At 43.4% G+C, this 21,064-nt stretch carries 22 protein-coding genes and 1 riboswitch; of the genes, 14 read left to right on the top strand and 8 right to left on the bottom strand.

What is annotated here, in order from left to right; genetic code table 11:
• Positions 1 to 53 precede the first annotated feature (53 nt).
• From NSQ29_RS14675 to NSQ29_RS14630, 10 genes are all read left to right on the top strand, one after another.
• The gene (locus tag NSQ29_RS14675; RefSeq protein ID WP_341125434.1) at positions 54 to 1,778 is read left to right on the top strand and encodes a sensor histidine kinase; all 1,725 of its coding nucleotides are present in this window, start codon (positions 54 to 56) and stop codon (positions 1,776 to 1,778) included.
• Positions 1,779 to 1,811: 33 nt separating this feature from the next.
• Positions 1,812 to 3,158 (top strand): ABC transporter substrate-binding protein, encoded by a 1,347-nt coding sequence (locus NSQ29_RS14670; RefSeq protein ID WP_341125433.1) that lies wholly within the window; start codon positions 1,812 to 1,814, stop codon positions 3,156 to 3,158.
• 16 nt (positions 3,159 to 3,174) lie between these two features.
• Complete coding sequence (locus NSQ29_RS14665; protein WP_341125432.1) at positions 3,175 to 4,773, top strand: response regulator; 1,599 nt, start codon at positions 3,175 to 3,177, stop codon at positions 4,771 to 4,773.
• Positions 4,774 to 4,942: 169 nt separating this feature from the next.
• The gene (locus tag NSQ29_RS14660; protein ID WP_340969053.1) at positions 4,943 to 6,007 is read left to right on the top strand and encodes a fatty acid desaturase; all 1,065 of its coding nucleotides are present in this window, start codon (positions 4,943 to 4,945) and stop codon (positions 6,005 to 6,007) included.
• 161 nt (positions 6,008 to 6,168) lie between these two features.
• Positions 6,169 to 7,305 carry a sensor histidine kinase gene (locus NSQ29_RS14655; RefSeq protein WP_339248543.1) on the top strand — a complete coding sequence of 379 codons (1,137 nt, stop codon included), beginning with the start codon at positions 6,169 to 6,171 and terminating at the stop codon, positions 7,303 to 7,305.
• Complete coding sequence (locus NSQ29_RS14650; protein ID WP_340969055.1) at positions 7,305 to 7,907, top strand: response regulator transcription factor; 603 nt, start codon at positions 7,305 to 7,307, stop codon at positions 7,905 to 7,907. Before NSQ29_RS14655 ends, NSQ29_RS14650 begins: the two co-directional genes overlap by 1 nt.
• 125 nt (positions 7,908 to 8,032) lie before the next feature.
• Positions 8,033 to 9,118: an aspartate-semialdehyde dehydrogenase gene (gene asd, locus NSQ29_RS14645; protein WP_076282867.1), complete on the top strand. Its 1,086-nt coding sequence runs from the start codon at positions 8,033 to 8,035 to the stop codon at positions 9,116 to 9,118.
• A gap of 116 nt (positions 9,119 to 9,234) precedes the next feature.
• Positions 9,235 to 9,633 carry a hypothetical protein gene (locus NSQ29_RS14640; protein ID WP_341125431.1) on the top strand — a complete coding sequence of 133 codons (399 nt, stop codon included), beginning with the start codon at positions 9,235 to 9,237 and terminating at the stop codon, positions 9,631 to 9,633.
• A 115-nt stretch (positions 9,634 to 9,748) separates the two neighbouring features.
• Entirely contained in the window at positions 9,749 to 9,931 is a 183-nt protein-coding gene (locus NSQ29_RS14635) for a DUF3934 family protein (RefSeq protein ID WP_042187505.1), read from the top strand.
• Positions 9,932 to 10,045: 114 nt separating this feature from the next.
• Positions 10,046 to 10,738, top strand: coding sequence for a pseudouridine synthase (locus NSQ29_RS14630; protein WP_339803072.1), 693 nt, complete (start codon positions 10,046 to 10,048; stop codon positions 10,736 to 10,738).
• On the opposite strand, the gene thiE is transcribed toward NSQ29_RS14630, so the two are convergent.
• Genes thiE through NSQ29_RS14600 form a run of 6 tightly spaced genes read right to left on the bottom strand, consistent with a single transcriptional unit; the run spans position 10,719 to position 15,530 of the window.
• Positions 10,719 to 11,375, bottom strand: coding sequence for a thiamine phosphate synthase (thiE, locus tag NSQ29_RS14625; protein ID WP_143764012.1), 657 nt, complete (start codon positions 11,373 to 11,375; stop codon positions 10,719 to 10,721). The two genes, NSQ29_RS14630 and thiE, sit on opposite strands and share 20 nt — an antisense overlap.
• A complete protein-coding gene (gene thiD / locus NSQ29_RS14620; RefSeq protein ID WP_341126770.1) occupies positions 11,365 to 12,192 on the bottom strand; it encodes a bifunctional hydroxymethylpyrimidine kinase/phosphomethylpyrimidine kinase in 828 nt (275 codons plus the stop codon). The genes thiE and thiD overlap by 11 nt, the downstream gene beginning before the upstream one ends.
• Before the next feature lie 22 nt (positions 12,193 to 12,214).
• The gene (gene thiM, locus NSQ29_RS14615; protein ID WP_341125430.1) at positions 12,215 to 13,009 is read right to left on the bottom strand and encodes a hydroxyethylthiazole kinase; all 795 of its coding nucleotides are present in this window, start codon (positions 13,007 to 13,009) and stop codon (positions 12,215 to 12,217) included.
• A gap of 40 nt (positions 13,010 to 13,049) precedes the next feature.
• Positions 13,050 to 14,084 (bottom strand): ABC transporter substrate-binding protein, encoded by a 1,035-nt coding sequence (locus NSQ29_RS14610; protein WP_341125429.1) that lies wholly within the window; start codon positions 14,082 to 14,084, stop codon positions 13,050 to 13,052.
• Positions 14,081 to 14,854, bottom strand: a complete 774-nt coding sequence (locus NSQ29_RS14605; protein ID WP_341125428.1) for an ABC transporter permease — start codon at positions 14,852 to 14,854, stop codon at positions 14,081 to 14,083. Before NSQ29_RS14605 ends, NSQ29_RS14610 begins: the two co-directional genes overlap by 4 nt.
• Complete coding sequence (locus NSQ29_RS14600) at positions 14,835 to 15,530, bottom strand: ABC transporter ATP-binding protein (RefSeq protein ID WP_341125427.1); 696 nt, start codon at positions 15,528 to 15,530, stop codon at positions 14,835 to 14,837. The genes NSQ29_RS14605 and NSQ29_RS14600 overlap by 20 nt, the downstream gene beginning before the upstream one ends.
• A gap of 265 nt (positions 15,531 to 15,795) precedes the next feature.
• Positions 15,796 to 15,899: riboswitch (TPP riboswitch) on the bottom strand.
• A 223-nt stretch (positions 15,900 to 16,122) separates the two neighbouring features.
• Between NSQ29_RS14600 and NSQ29_RS14595 the strand changes: the two genes are divergently transcribed.
• Genes NSQ29_RS14595 through NSQ29_RS14585 form a run of 3 tightly spaced genes read left to right on the top strand, consistent with a single transcriptional unit; the run spans position 16,123 to position 18,446 of the window.
• A complete protein-coding gene (locus tag NSQ29_RS14595; protein ID WP_076282859.1) occupies positions 16,123 to 16,959 on the top strand; it encodes an amino acid ABC transporter substrate-binding protein in 837 nt (278 codons plus the stop codon).
• A gap of 51 nt (positions 16,960 to 17,010) precedes the next feature.
• Entirely contained in the window at positions 17,011 to 17,679 is a 669-nt protein-coding gene (locus NSQ29_RS14590) for an amino acid ABC transporter permease (protein WP_076299420.1), read from the top strand.
• Positions 17,680 to 17,693: 14 nt separating this feature from the next.
• On the top strand, positions 17,694 to 18,446 hold the full coding sequence (locus tag NSQ29_RS14585; RefSeq protein WP_341125426.1) for an amino acid ABC transporter ATP-binding protein: 753 nt from the start codon (positions 17,694 to 17,696) through the stop codon (positions 18,444 to 18,446).
• Positions 18,447 to 18,539: 93 nt separating this feature from the next.
• On the opposite strand, the gene NSQ29_RS14580 is transcribed toward NSQ29_RS14585, so the two are convergent.
• The gene (locus NSQ29_RS14580) at positions 18,540 to 19,202 is read right to left on the bottom strand and encodes an S-layer homology domain-containing protein (RefSeq protein WP_076282857.1); all 663 of its coding nucleotides are present in this window, start codon (positions 19,200 to 19,202) and stop codon (positions 18,540 to 18,542) included.
• A 321-nt stretch (positions 19,203 to 19,523) separates the two neighbouring features.
• Here NSQ29_RS14580 and NSQ29_RS14575 point away from each other — a divergent pair, with 321 nt between their 5' ends.
• Positions 19,524 to 19,997, top strand: a complete 474-nt coding sequence (locus NSQ29_RS14575) for a Fur family transcriptional regulator (RefSeq protein WP_042187525.1) — start codon at positions 19,524 to 19,526, stop codon at positions 19,995 to 19,997.
• 366 nt (positions 19,998 to 20,363) lie between these two features.
• Here NSQ29_RS14575 and NSQ29_RS14570 read toward each other — a convergent pair whose 3' ends face one another.
• The gene (locus NSQ29_RS14570; RefSeq protein WP_042187527.1) at positions 20,364 to 21,044 is read right to left on the bottom strand and encodes a TIGR00266 family protein; all 681 of its coding nucleotides are present in this window, start codon (positions 21,042 to 21,044) and stop codon (positions 20,364 to 20,366) included.
• Positions 21,045 to 21,064: the final 20 nt, after the last annotated feature.

Below are 21,064 nucleotides of genomic sequence, written 5' to 3'. Positions count from 1 at the left end.
CGGTTTCGTGAAGAATACTAGAGGACAGAGACAGCAGGGGGAAGGGGAATACCATGAAGCTCCGCCGTAAAATCTTGTTCGCTATTATTCTTCTCGTCTTTATTCCAGTGATTCTGATGGGGATTGTTACTTACGTTAACTTCTCTAACGCTATGGAGAAAAAATCAAGTAACTTCTACTGGGTTTCACTACTCGAAACGGATCGAAAGCTCAAATTCGCCCTTAGTGAGATCTCCTCGATCTCAAATTCTGCGATCACACAACCGGTTATTCAACAATCGCTAAAGCAGACTAACTTTGTGCTCACCTATGATCGCAAGCAGGAACTCAACAATTTACTCATTAATCACCCGATGATTACTTCATTTAGTTTATATAGTAAAGATCGGTTGCTTTATCAATACAATGCGCCGATGTCCTTTGAGGAGATGAAGAAGCAGAGCTGGTTTCATACTATGGAAAGTGCTGAGGGTCGCCCTGTATGGTCAGGACCTGGTGAGAACGGTTCGGCGTTATCGGGCCATCCGGTACTTGTGCAAGCCAGAGTAATCAAAGATTATTATTCTCTTGAAGATATAGGCTATTTGGTCGTTAATGTTAAACCTGATTTACTAGATCAGATTTTCTGGGAGGCAGCAACTCTTAAGAAGGGTGATATTCTGCTGGTGAACAAGCTGGGGAATATCGTTTTTAACAAATCCGGTGAACATATTGGGCAGCGCACGCAGTTCCCTTTTTTAGAAAATGATTATGCCAAGGAACAAAACTATTACATCGACAACTATCAGGGGGAAAAATCACTCATAACCTTCCTTCCTTCACATAATAAAGACTGGTATTTGGCAGCGATTACACCGATGAATCTAATTTCTTCGGAATCTATATCTATTCGTAATATTGCGATTATTTTGAGTACGGTTTCATTGTTATCCGCCATTTTGTTTGACCGATATTTTGTTAGAAGGCTCGTTTATAGCATTAACAGCGCGGTCAACGGGATGAAACGAGTGAAGCAGGGGATTTTTACACCTATCACTACACGATATCGTGCGGATGATGAAAGTGATTTTCTGATTGATGGCTTTAACCGGATGAGCACACAGATCAACGAATTGATTGTGCAAGTGCAGACGGAGCAGGGTCGCAAAAAGGAAGCGGAAATGAAGGCATTAATGGCGCAGATTAATCCTCATTTTATTTATAATTCACTAGAATCGATTAATTCGATGGCCGTGCTGCAAGGTAATAAAGATATTAGTAAAATGGTCATTTCACTCGGCAAGCTGCTGCGAATCAGTATTAGTCAGAATCAAGAGCTGATACCGCTGCAAATGGAGTTTGAACATGTTCGTCATTATCTGGATATTCAGAAGTTCCGTTTCGAGGATAAATTTTCGTATATTATAAATCTTCCTGAGGGTCTTAGAACGTTTATGACTCAAAAGCTGATTGTTCAGCCCATTGTAGAGAATGCATTGTACCATGCGATTGAACCGATGGAGGACCCTGGTATCATCGAAATCACAGCCTATGAAATGGGTTCGGATATGATCATTATCGTAAAAGATAACGGTCCGGGCTTCGACTTAGCCAAGATGATGAATCTATGGGATAACGAGGGAGGCGGCCAGAAGAAATATAGTGACAGTGGTGTAGGGCTTAAGAATGTTCATGAGCGCCTGAATATCAGATTCGGCAGTCCATATGGCTTACTTGTGTGTTCATCCCCTGGATTTGGTTCAACGATTCGAATCCGAATACCAAAAATACTGCCATAATCGATCATACAGAGGAAACAGGGGGAGATTGACATGAAGTGGTTATTGAAGTGGGGCTGGATGTGGATATATCTAGTGCTGATATCTGGCGCTGTTCTATTTATTACGTTAGGAGATCACGAACCGATTGAAGATAATTCACCAGAAAAAATAACGCTGACTTTCCGTCACTTCTGGATCAAAGAGCATGATCGGCCACTGTTGGCTATCTTTGAAGAGATCGTGGATAAATACCAAATTGCGCATCCGAATGTGAAAGTCAATTTTGAAGGACTAGACCAGACGATACACCGAGAACAAAAGCTGAAAAGCGAGATGGTTACTGGCACGCCACCAGATATGTTTGTCTTATTTGGTGGAGCTGAAATAGAGCCGTACGTGCGCTCCAATCGGCTGGTTGATCTGACTGATTTTGTCCGAGAGAACGGTCTAACCAATCAATTCAAGGATCTGCATCTATGGACCTTTGACAACCATATTTATGGATTGCCCATCGAAGGAAACGCTGAACCACTGTATTTCAATAAGACTATTTTCAATAAGCTTGGTCTCGGGGCGCCTACAACGCTTCAAGAACTCGATGATGTCATACTGGGGCTCAAGGCTGGAGGATATATTCCGTTTGCACTCGGGAACGAGGATCGCTGGCCTGCGGGGATCTTTGCACATTATTTAATGGATCGTTATGCTGGTTCCGAGCTGATCCAGAAGCTAATCACAGGTGAGGATCAAGCGAGCTTTCAGAATGAGTCCTATTTAAAGGCTTTTGAGCATTTGGATCAATGGATAAAAGAAGGTGCCTTTAGTCCCCAGTCTAATGATCTCTCAACTGAAAATGCAGTCGGTTTGTTTACAAGCGGCAAGGCTGCGATGTATTTAAACGGGAACTGGGATATCAATTTATTTTCTGGTAGTGCGGCTCCAGCTGATTTTCAGAATGAGGTAGGCGTTATTCCATTTCCTGCCTTGAAGCAAGGAGAGGAGCCTTCGATTGCGGGGGGATATACCATCGGCATCGGTCTTTCCTCCGAACTTAATGGAGCTAAACGGGAAGCCGCTTTGGATCTTATGAAGGCTTTTTACACGCAGGAAGTTCAGACCCGAATTGTATATGAAGGACTGAGAATTCCATCCATTCGTATTGCTTTTGATCCGGAGAAGACCGGTCCGGTATTCGCGCAAGTGATGGAAATGATGGAAGTGAACCGCAAGAGCTTTGTGCCTTACGATAACGTATTATCACCTGAAGTTAAGAAAATGTTCCTAAGTGTCATCGAAAAAATGATTAACGAAGAAATGTCTGCAGATCACGCTTTAAAGCTAGTGCAGGCATCATCGATGGAATACTGGAATCTGATCCAAAACTCAAGTGTTCAATAAGCATGGAGGTGCTGGAATGGATGAGATAGAAGAGAAATATAAAGTACTGCTCGTAGATGATGAGCCGATAATTCTTCGTAGTCTAAAAGTAGCTATTCCATGGGATGATCTCCAGATGGAAATTGTGGGAGAGGCTCGAAATGGAGAACTAGCCCTCCGCTTAATAGAAGAAACTACACCGCATATTATAATCAGCGATATCCGTATGCCTGTGATTGACGGAATCACTTTGATGAAGGAAGTATTACCAAAGAATTCTAAGCTGGTATTTATCTTTATAAGTGGTTATGGGGAGTTCGAATATGCGAGAGAAGCTTTGCGTCAGGGAGCCTTTGATTATTTGCTGAAGCCCATCGACCATGACGAACTGGTTGAAATGCTATACCGAGCGAAAACGAGGCTGGATGAGCAAAAAGAGAACGATCAGATGATGCATTCCGTTCAGATGCTGTCGATGCTAGCTCGTGAACGGATGTTTGCTGAAATTACTTTGGGAAATGCAAGGCCGCTTGAGCACCTGAAATGGCTGGAGAACAGTGAACTTGAGAGTGGATATTTCATGGCTGTTGTCCAATTGGATGATTATTCTGTGCTTACTGGGCAGTGGAGTGTGGAAGAAAAGCGGCTGTGGCTGTTTGCGATCCGTAATATTGTTGAAGAGTGGTCGCTGGAACATGGAGTACTTACAGTCTTTCCTTTTCATAACGGGGAGTGGATATTGCTCTTTCCTGGATCTTTAAGCGCGAGCAGAAGAGAACTAGGTGAACATTTAATTACAGGGATCAAAAGATACTCCAAGCTAAGCTGCTCTGTAGGAATCAGCCGCTGTACACAAGGGATTGATCAATTAAGTACGGTGTATCCATTGGCTGCGAAGGCTTTGTATCAACGTTTCTATTATGGTCTTGCCGGGGTGTATATAGATGAGGAAACAACCTTCGCAGACAATACAGAAGTGAAATATCCAAAAGAGCTGGAGACCTCGTTGATAGAGAGTATTCGTACCTTGAATAGAAACCAAATGTCATCATTGTTTGATGAGTTGGCATTATATATTGAGGCTCAAGCTATTCCTAAAGAGATAGCAGAACGTCTTCTTGTGGAAATGGTTGTTGTGTTATACAGACATTTTGAACATTTGAATCTAAATTCGGATTGGTCTCTACATGGATTACTAAGTAAGCTGCGCCATTTGGTTACCTTGAGTGAAATGATGTCTGCGTTGAAGGAAGAATTTGGGGAGCGATTGGATCAAGGTAGTAAACCTGTGAATCGGGAAGACACACGCAGTTCCATCGAGAAGACGAAACGTTATATCGAGAGTAATTACTATAAAGACTTAAGTATTGAAGAAGTATCGGAGCTTGCCGATCTTAGTGTCAGTCATTTTTGTACTTTATTTAAACAAATAACAGGCTATACCTTCTTGGAGTATGTGACTCACTGTCGAATGGAGAAGGCGAAGGATATATTGCAAAGTAGTAATGTGAAGGTATATCAGATCGCTCCATTAGTTGGTTATCAGGATCCACGATATTTTACTCAAGTCTTTAAAAAAGCTAGCGGTCAGACGCCTACGGAATATCGTGAAGAGCATACGAGGCAGGTTAATTAACGAAGAAGTACACGGATTGCATAGCAAAAGGGGGAAAATAGGGCATAAGTATGACATTTATCATACCCTTTACTTGATGTTTATGACTTATAGGATGACACTTTATCTCCTATACTTAGGATAGATAAAAAGATCCTTAGCCAGACACATCAAGGAGGAAACGATAAAGATGACTACAAAACAGACATCACAGCTCTCCAGTCTTAAAAAAAGTGTAGCCCCATATGAAAAAAACGACCGCAACGCGAGCATAAGACAGCTGATTAATACTTTAGGGCCACTTGTGCTGTTATGGGGAGGAGCTTATTTTTCTTTATCCGTTTCCTACTGGCTCACCCTTTTGTTGGCCATTCCTGCAGCAGGATTTGTAATCCGAACTTTTATTATTTTCCATGATTGTACACATGGATCGTTCTTTAAGAATCGTAGAGCGAATGACATTATCGGAACGATTACAGGTGTACTGACACTTGTTCCTTATCGGCAGTGGAAGCATAGTCATTCCATTCATCACGCCAGCTCCAGTAACCTCGATAAAAGAGGGATTGGTGACATATGGATTATGACTGTCGATGAATATGAAGCAGCTTCATCCTGGAAACGTCTGTATTACCGGATTTATCGTAATCCACTCGTGATGTTCGGTTTAGGACCTATTGCTGTTTTTATGATTCAATATCGGTTTAATGCTAAAGGCGCTAGACGTAAAGAACGGATGAATACCTATATAACAAATGTATCTATCGCAGCTCTCTACGGATTGCTTATTTGGGCGATCGGCTGGCAAGCCTTTATCATGGTGCAATTGCCAATAGCCTTTGTATCCGGTTTTCTCGGAATATGGTTGTTCTATGTTCAGCATCAGTTCGAGGATTCCTACTTCGAGAATGAATCGGAGTGGAGTTATGTTATGGCTGCAGTAGAGGGAAGCTCATATTACAAGCTACCTAAGCTATTGCAATGGATCACAGGGAACATCGGGTTCCACCATGTCCATCATTTAAGTCCAAAGGTACCCAACTATAATTTAGAAAAAGCACATAATGCAACGCCACCATTGCAAAAGGCGACGACCATAACGCTTAGCACTAGCTTGAAGGCTCTACACTTCCGTCTTTGGGATGAGGAGAATAAGTGCTTCATCAGCTTTAAAGAGGTAAAGTCGAGACTAAGCAAACCTAAGGTAGCGGGAGAAGTCCTGCAAGTTCATAAGACTAGACTCCAAGGAGAATAATAACTATAGGTTCGAACAAAATAGGAGTATAAAGAAAGGTTAGAGCCGGAGAAATCATTCGTGGCTCTAATCTTTTTCTATTTATCGTAGTGGTTCAACAGATTTTCACTGAATTTGTGCTAGAATAAGGAGAGTAATGTATGGTAAAAAGGAGAGCGGTCATGCAAAAGTGGCATCATATTTTTCATAAAAGCACAGGTCTCAGCCCTTATGTGTGGGTCGTTTTTTACATTCTACCGTTTTATTTTATATTTCGCTCCTCCTCTACCTACCAAGTAGTTTGGGGAATCTTGATGATTGCTGTATTTTTTGTTTGTTATGTGCTTTCCTTTGTTTCTAAGGGGTGGCTGGTTTATTTCTGGACGAGTGTCCAAATTATAGTTTCTATAACAATGACGCTTTTGTTCGGATATATGTATTTTGCACTTTTTCTAGCCTTTTTTATTGGGAATATACAGAATCGAGTAGGGTTCTTCACACTGTACTCTATTCATCTGCTAACTACGATCATTACAATCAATTATGAGCTGCTCTCGCGTAATTCAGTGTTTATTAGCCAGCTTCCGTTCGTCCTTGTTAGCATGATTGCAGTGATTCTTCTACCCATCACTACCTACAACCGTAACAATCAAGAGAAGCTGCAAGACCAATTGGAAGATGCCAATAAACGGATATCCGAACTCGTTAAGCTTGAAGAACGACAACGAATTTCGCGTGATCTTCATGATACATTAGGTCAGAAGCTTTCATTAATTGGTCTGAAGAGTGATTTGGCAGGAAAGCTAATCGACTCTAATCCTACCCAAGCAAAAGCAGAGATCAATGATGTTCGACAAACGGCGAGAAGTGCGCTGAAAGAGGTTCGTGAGATGGTTACACGAATGCGTGGCATTCGGCTTGAAGATGAACTGATTCATATTCAGCAGTTCCTTGCGGCTGCGGAGATTGATTATATGCTGGAGGGGAACCCGAAGCTAACAAATACCTCATTGATTACGGAGAATGTCCTCAGCATGTGTATAAAGGAAGCTGTCACTAATGTTGTGAAGCACAGCGGGGCAAAGTCTTGCTCTATTCTGATTGAACCTTCACGGACGGATCTAGTCATTAAAGTAAAAGATGATGGGACCGGTATACCTGGGAATGATCTTTATTTTAAAGGCCATGGGCTGCAAGGCATGAGAGAGCGTCTTGAATTCGTAAATGGCTGTATGGACATCGTGAGAGATAGCGGGACTACAATTGTAATTAAAGTACCCAATGCATTCAAACATCAGGAACAGGAGGTCATCCTATAATGATTAAAATTGTAATCGCTGAGGATCAACGAATGCTCCTCGGGGCGTTGGCTTCTTTGCTTGATTTAGAAGAGGATATGAAGGTCGTAGGCCGAGCAAGTAATGGGGAAGAAGCTGTTGTAATGGTTCAGCAGCTTAAACCGGATATCTGTATTATGGATATTGAGATGCCGGCAATGAGTGGTCTCGACGCTGCAGAAGCCCTGAAGACTAGCGGCTGCAAAACGATGATATTAACGACCTTTGCCCGGGCGGGATATTTCGAACGTGCGCTCAAAGCGGGTGTTCATGCTTATTTACTGAAGGACAGTCCTAGTGAAGAGCTGGCACTCTCTATCCGGAATGTTATGGCAGGCAGACGCATGTATGCACCGGAGCTGATGGATGAAGCCTACAGCGGTGAAGTGAATCCATTGACTCAGCGGGAGAAGGAAGTACTCGGCCTGATCGCCGATGGCAAAAATACGAAAGAAATTGCCAGCGAGCTGTACATTACCACTGGTACGGTACGGAACTACATTTCTGTTATCCTCGATAAGCTGGATGTGGGAAATCGGATTGAAGCGATCACTCGATTTAAGGAAAAAGGCTGGTTTAAATGAAAATATTAAATTTTTTAATGTTATTTTGATGTTAACACTCGCCAAATGTTCTCGACCCGTATATCATTAATTATCGGCCTATTATTCACAATAGGACAGTTAATCAAAAGGAAGTGTATTTTCTGATGTCAAGAAAGCTAAGAGCCGGCATAGTTGGCGGCACAGGTATGGTAGGACAACGTTTTATTGCCCTTCTAGAGAATCATCCTTGGTTTGAAGTAACTGCGATTGCTGCCAGTGCGAAATCTGCTGGGAAAACGTATGAAGAATCGGCCAAGGGCAGATGGAAGCTATCCACTCCAATGCCTGAGAACGTGAAGAATATTATGGTTCAAGATGCTTCTAAGGTAGAAGAAGTAGCTGCGGACGTAGATCTGATCTTTTGCGCAGTAGACATGAAAAAAGAAGAGATTAAAGCGCTCGAAGAAGCTTATGCTCGTACGGGTACTCCAGTTATCTCCAATAACTCAGCGCATCGTTGGACACCGGACGTGCCTATGGTTATTCCTGAGATTAACCCAGAGCATCTTGAGGTTATTGCGCAGCAAAGAAAACGTCTGGGAACTGAGACTGGTTTCATTGCGGTTAAACCTAACTGCTCCATTCAAAGTTATGTGCCTGCGCTTCATGCACTTAAAGAATTCAACCCTTCTAAAGTTGTAGTCACCACTTACCAAGCAATTTCGGGTGCGGGCAAGACTTTTGCTGACTGGCCTGAAATGCTAGACAACGTGATTCCTTACATTGGTGGCGAAGAAGAGAAGAGCGAGCAAGAGCCATTGCGCATCTGGGGAAGCGTACAAGAGGAAGGCATCGTAAAAAGTGAAGCGCCGACGATTACTTCGCAGTGTATCCGTGTGCCTGTAGCGGATGGACATATGGCTGCTGTATTTGTTTCTTTTGAGAAAAAGCCATCCAAAGAAGAGATTCTGAAACTCTGGAATAGCTTCAAAGGACGTCCTCAAGAGCTTGAACTGCCTAGCGCCCCTAAACAGTTCATTACTTATTTCGAAGAGGAGAACCGTCCACAGACCAAACTGGATCGTGATATTGAGAATGGTATGGGCGTATCGACGGGCAGACTTCGCGAAGATGCAATCTATGATTACAAATTCGTAGGTCTCTCCCATAACACCCTGCGCGGAGCAGCTGGCGGTGCTGTATTGATCGCTGAGCTTCTGAAAGCAGAAGGTTATATTCAGCCTAAATAAAATGGATGAGCTGTAAAGCTGATTCGAAATAGACACCTCATCAAAGCTTAGTCTTTGGTGGGGTGTTTTTTAATGGATTGATTTGGTAAAATAAGTTGGGGAAGGAGCTGATATACTTGTATAAATATTTATTAGCTTTTATATGGTTACCTTTAATACTATTCACAAGCGGATGTACATCATCAACTCAAGAGGTACAAGAGTATGGAGTATCTTCTATAAATGCTGAAATTCCTATTCCTAAGAAAGCAAAGGAAATCGAAGTGACAACAACTTCAAGTAACCCCAATATAAAAATAGGCGTAAAATACGAATTGGATAATATAGGGGGAGAACAAGGTCTCTATCGACCTGACCACTACTTTAATAAATTAGAGGATGCTGGCTGGGTGGAGCTGGAGGACAAGCGATTAGGGCATGTGCAATTTTTCGAAAAAGAGGGTACTGTCATTGCCATTGAAATACATGAAGATACCTTTGATATTCATGAAATGAATAAAGATGCTAAATACTAATCAGAGTATCGTTAGACGAAGCTGAGCTATTACTTAAACAGAAAGTTTGAGAGTGTGGTAAAATAGATGAAGTGTATAAACTATACGAATTCTGAATGACTGACGGAGTGATAAGATGGGTGCAAAAAGTAAAGGTGGCGGCACGGGCAGAGGTACGGGGAGTAAGGGCTGGACACGCTGGAACAAAACAGCAAAGCCAGTTAAACCTGCAAAAGGTGCTCCAACCACGGGTCCAGGCGCTAAAGATGCAAGTGGAAGCAAGGGCAATAACGTGAAAAAAAGCGGAAGCTCGAAATAGCTCCCTTGAAATCAATTATTCCTGAAGGTTAACATCTGATTTTGATCGTTAAAATCAGGTGTTTTTTTATGGATAGATGCAAGTATCAGTATCAGAAGGAAAGTAGGATTATCAGTGAGAATCGATAAATATATAAGCGAAACAGGCTTCTGTTCCAGAAGGGAAACGAAACGACTCATTGCCGCAGGGCGGATCGCTGTTAACGGCATCGTCTGTGATGCGAATATTCTTTTAGAGCCAGAGGATATCGTATGGATTGATGGAGAGCCCATAACAAGCAGTAAAGGGGAGCCGGTATACCTCGCGCTGAATAAACCGATAGGCATCACCTGTACAGCTGCGCCAAATGTAGCTGGGAATATTATAGATTTTGTAGGTTATCCCTCACGGATCTTTGCGATCGGCAGATTAGATAAACACTCGGAAGGCCTCATTTTGTTAACCAACGATGGAGATATCGTAAACAAAATGATGCGTTCCGAGAATGGGCATGAAAAAGAATATGTAGTTCATGTAGACAAGCCAATAACGTCAGAATTCATACATGCCATGTCTAGTGGTGTGGATATTCTTGGCGTCACAACAAAACCTTGTGAGGTCTCTCGGATCGCGGAATGTCAGTTTAGAATTATCCTAACTCAAGGCCTTAATCTGCAAATACGCAGAATGTGCAAGGAGTTAGGATATAGAGTACTAAAGCTAGAGCGTATAAGAATCATGAATATTACACTTGATAGTTTGGAGCGAGGACAATGGCGGCATTTGAGCGGAGAAGAGCTGAGTGAGCTTATGACCCGCTTAAATTAACTTCGTGAACAAATCCTCTGGCTGCCAAGGTGATGTCTTCAGCGCCCGCAATAGCTGAGATAACGGAGATACCGTCCGCACCCGCAGCTAGTACTGGTGCTGCATTGTGCACTGTGATCCCGCCTATGCCAACCAAAGGAATCGTAATGCCGCTGTTTCGTATTTCTTCAATAACTGATGTGCCTCGAACAGCTTGGGCATCCTCCTTGGAAGAGGTAGGATAAACAGGACCAATGCCCAGATAATCGGCTCCATCCGCTATCGCCTGCCGAGCTTCGGCGAGCGAATGAGCGGACACACCAACGATCTTATCCTCGCCAAGCAGCTGCCTAATCGCCAGCGCAGGGGTATCATCTTGTCCTACATGAATGCCGTCCGCATCAAGGGCGATGGCTAGATCAATATCGTCATTAACGATAAAAGGGACTCCGTTAGCACGACATATCTTTTGGAGCCGTCTTCCTAAATTAAATTTAACTTGGGCAGTTAATGCCCCCGTACCTTTTTCACGAAATTGGAACATCGTTATGCCTCCCGCGACCGCTTCTTTTAATACCTTGGCTGGGGCTATCCGACAATTCACACTGCCCATAATGAAATAGACTTTTAATAAATCCCGCAGTTGATCACTGTCTATTTGCTTCAAGGTTCATCCCTCGCAATCTATTCTGATATGCAAAATGATTCGTAGGTCCATGTCCAGCCCCTATGCCCAGCTCGTCTTCAATCGCCGCTTGTATAAAAGCTTTAGCTATGTGTGTTGCTTCGGGAACGGTTTTGCCCTTAGCAAGCTCGGCAGTGACTGCTGCTGAATAGGTGCAGCCTGTGCCGTGCGTGTGTCTAGTCTGAACTCGTTGACTCTCCATAAAGATGAATTCGTGACCATCATATAGGAGATCCACAACAGCCGTAGTTGAGGTATCATGCCCACCTTTTAGCACTACATAGTTAGAGCCCATGGCATGAATGAGTTTAGCCGCTTCTTTACGATCGTCTATAGTAGTGATGCTTATGTTGGTAATCATTTCAGCCTCTGGAATATTGGGTGTCGTCACTAAGGCTAGCGGGAGGAGATGATTGATTAAGGACTGAACAGCTTCTTGCTGTAGCAGCGTGGAACCCCCTTTAGCAACCATCACAGGATCAACTACAAGATTACGCCAGCTGTATTGCTGTATCTTCTCTGCTACGATACGTATGATGTCACTGTTAAAAAGCATCCCGGTCTTCACAGCATCCGGCTTCAGATCAAGTCCAATGGAATCAAGCTGCTGAATAATAGCTTCCAGTGTCAACGGATAAACGCCTTGAACTCCGAGGGTGTTCTGGGCTGTCACAGCCGTAAGAGCACTCATTCCATATACAGAAAGCTCCTGAAAGGTTTTTAGATCTGCTTGGATGCCAGCGCCACCACCGCTATCCGATCCGGCTATAGTTAAAGCTTTATATATCATCATTGTTCACTCCTTAGGGTTGTTATCTGAGTTGCTTGATTATTGATTTATCTTGGTAAGTTTCAGCTGTGACCAAGCTCAATTGATTTAGAAACTCGATTTGAAAGCTACCCGGACCTTGTCCAGTCGTTAGTTCAGCGGCGATTTCAGCAGCCACTCCATAGAAGGAGAGGGCTTCGACTGCGGCTTCAAGAGATGCTCCTTCACTTACCGCTAGAAATGCACCGACTACTGCACTTAGCAGACAACCGGTTCCCGTTACTTTCGTTAGAATAGGGTGACCGTTGCTGGCAATGTAGGTGTTATCTCCATTTGTGATGACATCGTCTTTTCCGGTGATGATAACTACACAGCCTAACTTCCGCGCGGCTGTCTCAGCCAAGACGACTACGTCGCCATCCCCTTCGCCTGCATCTACCCCTTTAATAGACCAGCTTTCACCAATGACATTGGCAACTTCAGCTACATTGCCACGTAGAGCGGTAATCTGCATCTCATTCACTAGCTTTTGAGTGACCGCTGTTCGATAAGAAGTGGCTCCCGCACCCACTGGATCAAGAACTAAGGGAACGCTGTGCTTATTCGCAGATTGTCCCGCGAGCACCATGGATTGAATGGCGTAGTCATTCAGTGTGCCGATATTTAGAACTACGGCAGATGAAAATGCGGCGATATCGACCACTTCCTCGTGAGCATCCGCCATAAAGGGGGAGGCACCGAGCGCCAAAAGACCGTTGGCTGTGAAATTGGCTACGACGATGTTGGTGATATTGTGGACCAGTGGATTGGATTCCCGTACTTTGGATAGATAACTCATGATTATTCCTCCTCAAGTTTTATTAGCGAATAGTTAATGTTTAAAGATTAATAAAAGCATCCTCAGCTTCGATGTCAGTAGACAGTAAATCATTGTCCGATAGCCACTGTCTAACCTTCTCCCAAGACGCTGGCGCTTGATATCCAAAATCTTGATCACCCGCATTCATTAGCGGTAGTAGAATCGCCAGGCTCTTCTCTTCAATTTGCTTATCGAGTGGAAAGGTCTCATCTTCGTGTGCAAGCAGCAAATTTAACGCTTTTTCCGGATTATCCTGCACAAATTGTTGTCCTTTTGTAATTGTATTTACAAACTTTTTGAAATAGGATTCAGAATTTTGTATTCCTTGATCGCTGGCGACAAGGACTAGCTCATAATAATCGGGGACTCCGTAATCCGTGGGATTGAACGAGTTCACGGGATGACCTTCTTTTTCCAAGATTAATTGTTCGTGGTTAATGAACCCTCCCATAATGGCATCCACTTGCCCCGTCGCAATCGCCGGAATAAGGTCAAAGCCTACGTCGATTAATTTGCTGGCCTTAGGGTCACCCCCATCGTTCTGGATCATCGTACGAATCATGGCTTCATAAAGAGGAATGGAAGAATACCCAATCTGTTTACCTGTGAGGTCTTTGGGACTATGAATGTCACCAGCCTGAGGTACCATTAAATGATTAAGCGGATGCCTCACAATCGCTGCAATCGAACGTACTGGAATGTTCTCACTGCGTGCCATGAGCACCTGAGGTTGATAGCTAAGCGCTAAATCGATTTGATTCGCTGCTACAAGCTTCAGTGCGTCATTGCTGTCTGCGGGCATTTGGATCTCTACGTCCAGACCTTCCTCTTGGAAATAACCATTCTGCTCAGCAGCATATAAAAAAGAGTGAACGGCATTGGGATACCAATCGAGCATAATCGTCAGCTTGTGCGTTTGTTTAATTTCGTTATTAGATGAATTAGCAGGAGGACTACTTACATTGGATGCTTTTCCGCAACTGGTGAAGATTAGGAGTGAACATATGAGAAATACGGGAATAAGCCATTTTCTTTGGAAATTAAAATCATTCATTGCTTAGATCCTCTTTTCTTTAAAAATAATGGTTCGAGCAGAGCTATCATCAGAAACAACACTACACCGAGCGCGGACAACAGAAATACAGCGGCGAACATTTCGGCACTTTGCATATTTCCGGCCATCCTTCTGCTAAAGTAACCGAGTCCTTTGCTGCCGCCGAGCCATTCGCCGATGGTTGCTCCAATCACGCAGTACACAATGGATAGCTTTAGTCCTGAGAAAAAAGAGGGCAGCGCCAGCGGGATTTGGGTTTTAGCAAGCAGTTGCCAGCGGTTTGCGCCAAATGTTAACAATAAGTCTTTGTAGGCTGGACCACTTGTACGAAGTCCGTCATATGTACTCACAACGACTGGAAAAAAAGCAGTTAGAAACACAACAGCCACTTTGCTCCACAGCGTATACCCTAACCACATAATAAAAATGGGGGATAGCGCGATTAACGGGATCGTCTGACTGATAATAAGGAACGGATAGATGGCCTTTTCAAGGGGGCGAAATAAGAACATTCCGGTGCCCAGCAGTGAACCACAGATAACCGAGAGAACAAAACCTACCAATATTTCCTGCAGTGTCGCCATTAAATGCGGTCTGAGTAATTGCCTGTGTTCGATCAATGCGATACCTATTGAAGAAGGTGCAGGTAGGATAAAGGCTGGAATCAAGTGAAGACGAACAGCTGATTCCCAGATCACAAGAATGAACAATAGCAGTAGAATGAAGGGGCCGTAATTGTTTAAATATTTTTTAAAAGGTATGGGATGCATACAGTCTCCGCTCCAACTCTTCCCGTAACGCTATAAACCGGGGTTCATAGTTCATCTTGTAATGTCTTGGCCTCGGTAAATCAACGACGATCTCCTGTAATTCGCTATGCACGCCTCCAGACAATAAATAAATCCGATCGCTTAGTAACAGCGCTTCCTCTAGATCATGGGTGATGAGCATCGCAGTTTGATCCAGCTCATCCCAAAGCTCCAACAGCCAACGGTGTATCTCACGTTTGTTCATAGCGTCGAGCGCTCCAAATGGCTCATCTAACAGCATAAGACCGGCCCCGCCGCCAGCTACAAGCGTTCGTAGAAATGCGACTCGCTGTTTCATGCCACCCGATAGCTCATGGGGATAAGCCCTCTCTACATCGGCCAAACCGAAGCGTGACAGCATTTCCCGAATGTGAGAGATCGTCTGTTGTTTACTAAACCTTGGTTTAATCTCCCAGGGCAAAAGACAGTTGTCGAGCACGGTTCTCCAAGGCAGCAGCAAATCCTGCTGAGGCATGTATGCGATCTGACCTAAGCGAGTAGAGGATGACGAGTTCGAATGAATTTTTATTTTCCCATGAGTGGGTTCGAGTAAGCCTGCTATAGTTTTGAAAAGCGTACTTTTTCCGCATCCGCTAGCCCCAATGACAGAAACAAACTCACCTTGCCTGATATCCATGGATAGATCTGCGAATACAGGGGGTTGTTCTGATTCCGGAAAAGAGTAGGTTAAGCCTTGAATGGATAGGATTGTCGTGATGATCGAACCTCCTAAAAATTTGTGAGCGTTGGCTTCTTGGAAAGCATCGTACAAAACTTGCTTCGAAAGCCTACGCTTAAGTTTTGTGATTGATTGTAAACAAATAAAGACCCATTCATTTCCGGTGGGAAATAAATGGGTCAAAAAGTTCATTCAGCATAGGAACACTAAAAATGCATGGGATGAAAATTCTGCTCCACTTCCCTCCGCTGGTATGATCCAGATCAGGTTCCAAGGGTCCGGAGCTTGAAGCTCCGTCTCAGTCGGCCGACTCCCCTAGTGAAATAACAGGTCCATATTTAATTTGTTTATAAATATACCATATCTTTCTGAGATGTAAAGAGAGGATCTTGTGAAGGATTATTCTAAGAATGGGTAATATAAGGGTAGAGATTTACCTAATATTACAATTCCGATGAATATAATCGGAAAAAATCATTGACGGTAAACATCAGCCAGTGTAGTATACAATTTACCGGATGAATTCCGGGTAAAGAGAGGGGAATTAATAATGAAAAAACTAAGTTTAACTATTCTATTGGCGTTAACCGTGGTGTTTGTAGCGGCCTGCGGCAATAATTCGAATACCGATACTTCTAAAAATTCTTCAGCTGGAACGAATGGTGGAAATACAGCCACTGCGCAAAACAGCCTGGAAGCTGTTAAAGCTAGCGGCAAATTGCGTATAGGAACAGAAGGGACGTATGCACCCTTTACTTATCATGACGCTTCGGGGAAACTGACCGGCTTTGACGTAGAAATTGCTGAGGAAGTAGCGAAGCGCCTCGGTGTTGAACCAGAATTTTTTGAGACACAGTGGGACGGTATTTTTGCTGGGATGGATGCCAAGCGTTTTGATGTTATTTTTAACGAAGTATCCATTAATGAAGATCGTAAAGTGAAATATGATTTCTCTGAACCGTATATCGTATCTAAAGCGGTATTGATAGTGAGTGAAAACAATGAGGATATCAAAACATTTGCAGATCTTAAGGGTAAAAAAGCTGGACAATCTCTAACCAGTAACCTGTCCGATATCGCCCGTGAGAACGGTGCTGAAATCGTTGCTACAGACGGTTTCAATCAAGCGATGGACCTATTGACCTCAGGCCGTATTGATGCGACTGTAAATGATGGTTTGTCTTATCTGGACCTGAAAAAGCAAAAGCCTGATGTGAAAATAAAAGTGGTAGATGAGATTCCTGACGGTTCGCAAAGCGCAGCTGTTTTCTTAAAAGGCAACGATGAGTTGGTAAAAGCAGTGAGTGATGCAATTGTTGAAATGAAGAGCGATGGCACATACTTAAAGATTTCTGAGAAATACTTTGGTGCTGACGTTTCAAAATAATACAAGGTTTCAGAAGCTAACCAGCTTGGAGCCAAAAAAGGATGTCTAAAAATGGATGACCGCAAAATACAAATTTTCTTAGATTCACTGCTACCCCTGCTAAAAGCTGGGGTGGCTTTTACCATTCCTTTGGCATTGATATCATTTGCACTGGGACTGATCTTAGCGATATTGACTGCATTAGCTCGTCTCTCCCCGTGGGTACTTCCGAAGCTGATCGCTCGCTTTTATGTATGGGTCATTCGTGGAACCCCTTTGTTGGTACAACTGTTTATTATTTTCTATGGTTTGCCGGCAGTTGGAATCGTGCTCGACCCTTTCATAGCCGCGACCATTGGATTTACGCTTAGTGTAGGAGCTTATTCATCAGAAATCATACGTGCTGCTATCCTGTCTATACATAAAGGTCAGTGGGAAGCGGCCTTCTCCGTTGGGATGACTCGTGCCCAGGCACTGCGCCGCGTTATACTGCCACAAGCTGCCCGTGTTTCTGTTCCGCCGTTATCGAATTCCTTTATTAGCTTGGTCAAAGACACTTCACTGGCAGCGACCATTACCTATACGGAGATGTTCAGAACAGCACAGCAGGTTGCTTCCACCTCCTATGAGCCACTGCTGATCTATTGCGAGGCAGGATTGTTCTATTTACTATTCTGCTCAGTGTTATCAGCACTGCAAAATTACTTGGAGAAACGACTGAGTCGTTACTCTGCGAGCTAAAGGGGGAGACAATTATGATTGAAATACTTAATTTGCATAAATCCTTCGGTGAGCTGCAGGTATTAAAGGGCATTGATCTCGAAATGGAGCACGGCAAGGTACTGGTCATTATTGGCCCATCGGGTTCAGGCAAAACAACGCTTTTACGCTGCTTTAATCTGCTTGAAGTCCCTGATCAAGGAAGCTTATCGCTCAGTGATATAAAAATTAATTTCACGGATAACAAGAAAATCCCCCAGAAGTCCATTTTGGCATTACGCCAAAAAACAGGGATGGTCTTTCAGTCCTATAATCTTTTTCCACATATGACTGCACTAGGCAACGTGATGGAGGGGCAGGTGACGGTCCAGAAACGATCCAAGGACGAAGCACGCGAACGTGCCCTTAAGTTGTTAACTAAAGTTGGCTTGGCGGACAAAGCGGATGCTTATCCGCACCAACTGTCTGGTGGCCAGCAGCAACGGGTAGCTATCGCTCGTGCCATGGCAGTAGATCCAGAGGTGCTGTTGTTCGATGAGCCTACCTCTGCGCTTGATCCTGAGTTGGTGGGGGAAGTGCTTAAGGTTATTAAACAGTTAGCGGCAGAGGGAATGACTATGGTGATAGTGACCCATGAGATGAAATTTGCTGCGGATGTGGCTGACCGGATCATTCTGATGGATGGAGGCCGTATTCTAGAGCAAGGGACTCCGCAAGAAGTTCTTGAGCATCCGCAGCATCCTCGTGCTCTGCAATTTCTGAACAGAATTAGTGGAGAAGAAGTATAGAAGAAGATCAAGACGCAAAAAAGCAGTTCAGGACTATACCTGGGCTGCTTTTTCTTGTTTACCATTCAATGTTAGTGGTGCGTCGCTTCAAGGTTAGGATTTAATACCGGTCTTCAGGAATTCCAAAGCATTATAGAGCATAATCGCAGCTTCGGCGCGAGTGATTTCACTTTTTGGATTAAACTTCCCATTGGCGTCTAAACTATTAATCTTGTATTTAAGAGAACGTTGAATGCTGCCTTGATAAGAAGGATTCAGCGCAGCATCGTCAGCGATATCTACGGGCACTATATTGATCATCGGCAGATTCCCAATGCCTTCGACCCCTTGCACTAGATAATTGGTGAACTCTTCTTTGGTCATTGTTTTGGTTGGATCAATGTCCTTAGGAAGCTCGACACGATTGTAATACGCATTGATAAAGGCTTCAGCATACCAAGCTTTATCCTTGACTTTCGTGAACAAGCCACTAGCAACAGGAGCTTTGTTGAAATCAATAGCCGCGAGACTAAGCTGGAGTCCACCCGAAATGAACTGGATCCCTTGTGCTGTTGTTACTTTGGAGCTGGGCAAGAATTGGGATTCACTAACCCCTTTGATCAAGCCTTGATTTTTTAAAGAAATAATTTTTTCTTTGCCGTTTATATTATCAATATCCTTAAAGGTATTTCCGGCTGCAAATATTTGGCCACCCAAAGAGAAGGAGAGAATCGTAACGGTTGTAATCGCGGCTAACGTTCTTTTTTTCATATTCATGGTTATTTCACCTCGTTGTATGGATAGGCCTCGTGGCCGCTATCAAATTCTTAAACGCAGAAAAATATGGAAAGGTTGCGGTCAAACCTATAATATTTCACGAAAAAGTAGATTTTGGCAGAAAAATAGGCAGGAATGGATGAAAGAACTTTGGATAAGAGAGCTGAAATGTTATAATGATGTCAGGCTCTATTCATTCGTGATTATTTTTGATATGATTATATCGTAAAGATTACTATTTACGTTTAATGTTTTGATGCATAAATGGGTGCGTCTCAGTGGATACGGATGTTAAATCATTCCGGGAAGGTAGGAGATCAAATGGATCAAATTTCAAATATCAGTCAGCTTTTTGCGGCGCAAAAATATAAATTAACGCCCCAGCGTGAGGCCATAGTGAACATATTGCTCGACAATGAGAAAGATCATCTCAGCGTAGAAGAAGTATATATGCTTGTCAAGAACAGTTATCCGCATTTAGGGCTGGCAACGGTATACCGTACACTTGAGCTCTTATGCGAGCTTCACATTGTAGAAAAGATGAACTTCGGAGATGGAGTCGCTCGTTACGATCTGCGCGGGAATGATCATTCTCACATGCATCATCATTTGATATGCAGCGTGTGCGGCAGGTTGGAGGAAATTAAGGATGACTGGCTAGTGGAGCTGGAGAAAAGAGTGGAACGTGAATACGGCTTTAACGTCACGGATCACCGCCTAGATTTCAAGGGTACTTATGACACATGTAAACGAACAGGCTGCAAAAAAGAAAAAGCAAACAAAGCGGTCTCATAATCCCGCTTTCTAATTAAAAGAAGAGGCTGCCTCGGAAGTAGTAAATGCTACTCATGGGACGGCCTCTTTTTCGGAGAGTAATTAGGGAAATACTCCCTCTAAATAACTGATAATTGGCCGATATGAATGGAAATGGGGAAATCCTCCCTATAAATCCGCGAAAAATCTATATTTCACAACAAATCAGTTGAATTATAGGGAGGATTTCCCTAATTAGTAGTCAAATACGCAGAAATTTCTGAATTATAGGGAGATATTCCTTAATTTGCAGGCAAAGCAGCGCTTCTTAAAAACCAGAGAAGCGCTACATTGCCTTTTAAACAGTTAAAGGAAATCCTACTTATGGGAAAGCCTATGTCATTTTTCTTAGCTTCGAGTGGGTACGAAGGATTTAATCCACGTTCCGAAGCTCCCAGGGTTACGGCTCTGAACGAGGATTACACCTTCTCCGCGGAATCGGCAGACAAGCGCTTCACCACTGGTTAAACTGTTCAACCAACCCGAGGCTGCTTTCTCTACCTTATAGTCCATATAATCTGGCCAAGCGACGAGATGTCCATTGTCGATAATCATCTCTTCACCAGGTGCTAAATTAATGGCGTGGATCGCTCCGAAGGAGGACAGGAATACTGTTCCTCTGCCGCTGATTTCTACAATGAAGAAGCCTTCACCAGAGAAAAGTCCGCGTGTTAAATTTTGCATTTTGGTATTTACTTGAATGCCTTCCGTACCGGCTAAGAATCCGTCCTTTTGAACTAACAGCTTATAGGATCCGTCTAATTCAATAGCTTGGATATCACCTAATGATCCAGGAGACAGTAGGACCTCACTTTGACCACGGATAGCTCTGAGTTCCTGGAAGAAGAACTTTTCACCGCTCAGCATTCTTCCCAGACCCCGCATTACGCCTCCATCAGCCGTTCCTTTTAACTCTACGTTAGGAGACATGGCAACCATTGCGCCCATCTCAGCTTTAACACTTTCGCCGGGGTCCAAATATACCTTTAACATTGCAAAAGCACCCTCGTACAAAACATCGTATTTCATCACTAAAAACCTCCGAATCT

Source organism: Paenibacillus sp. FSL F4-0236, from assembly GCF_038000135.1.
In the GTDB taxonomy this organism is placed as follows: Bacteria; Bacillota; Bacilli; order Paenibacillales; family Paenibacillaceae; genus Paenibacillus_AQ.
This window is presented reverse-complemented; position numbering and strand designations above follow the sequence as displayed.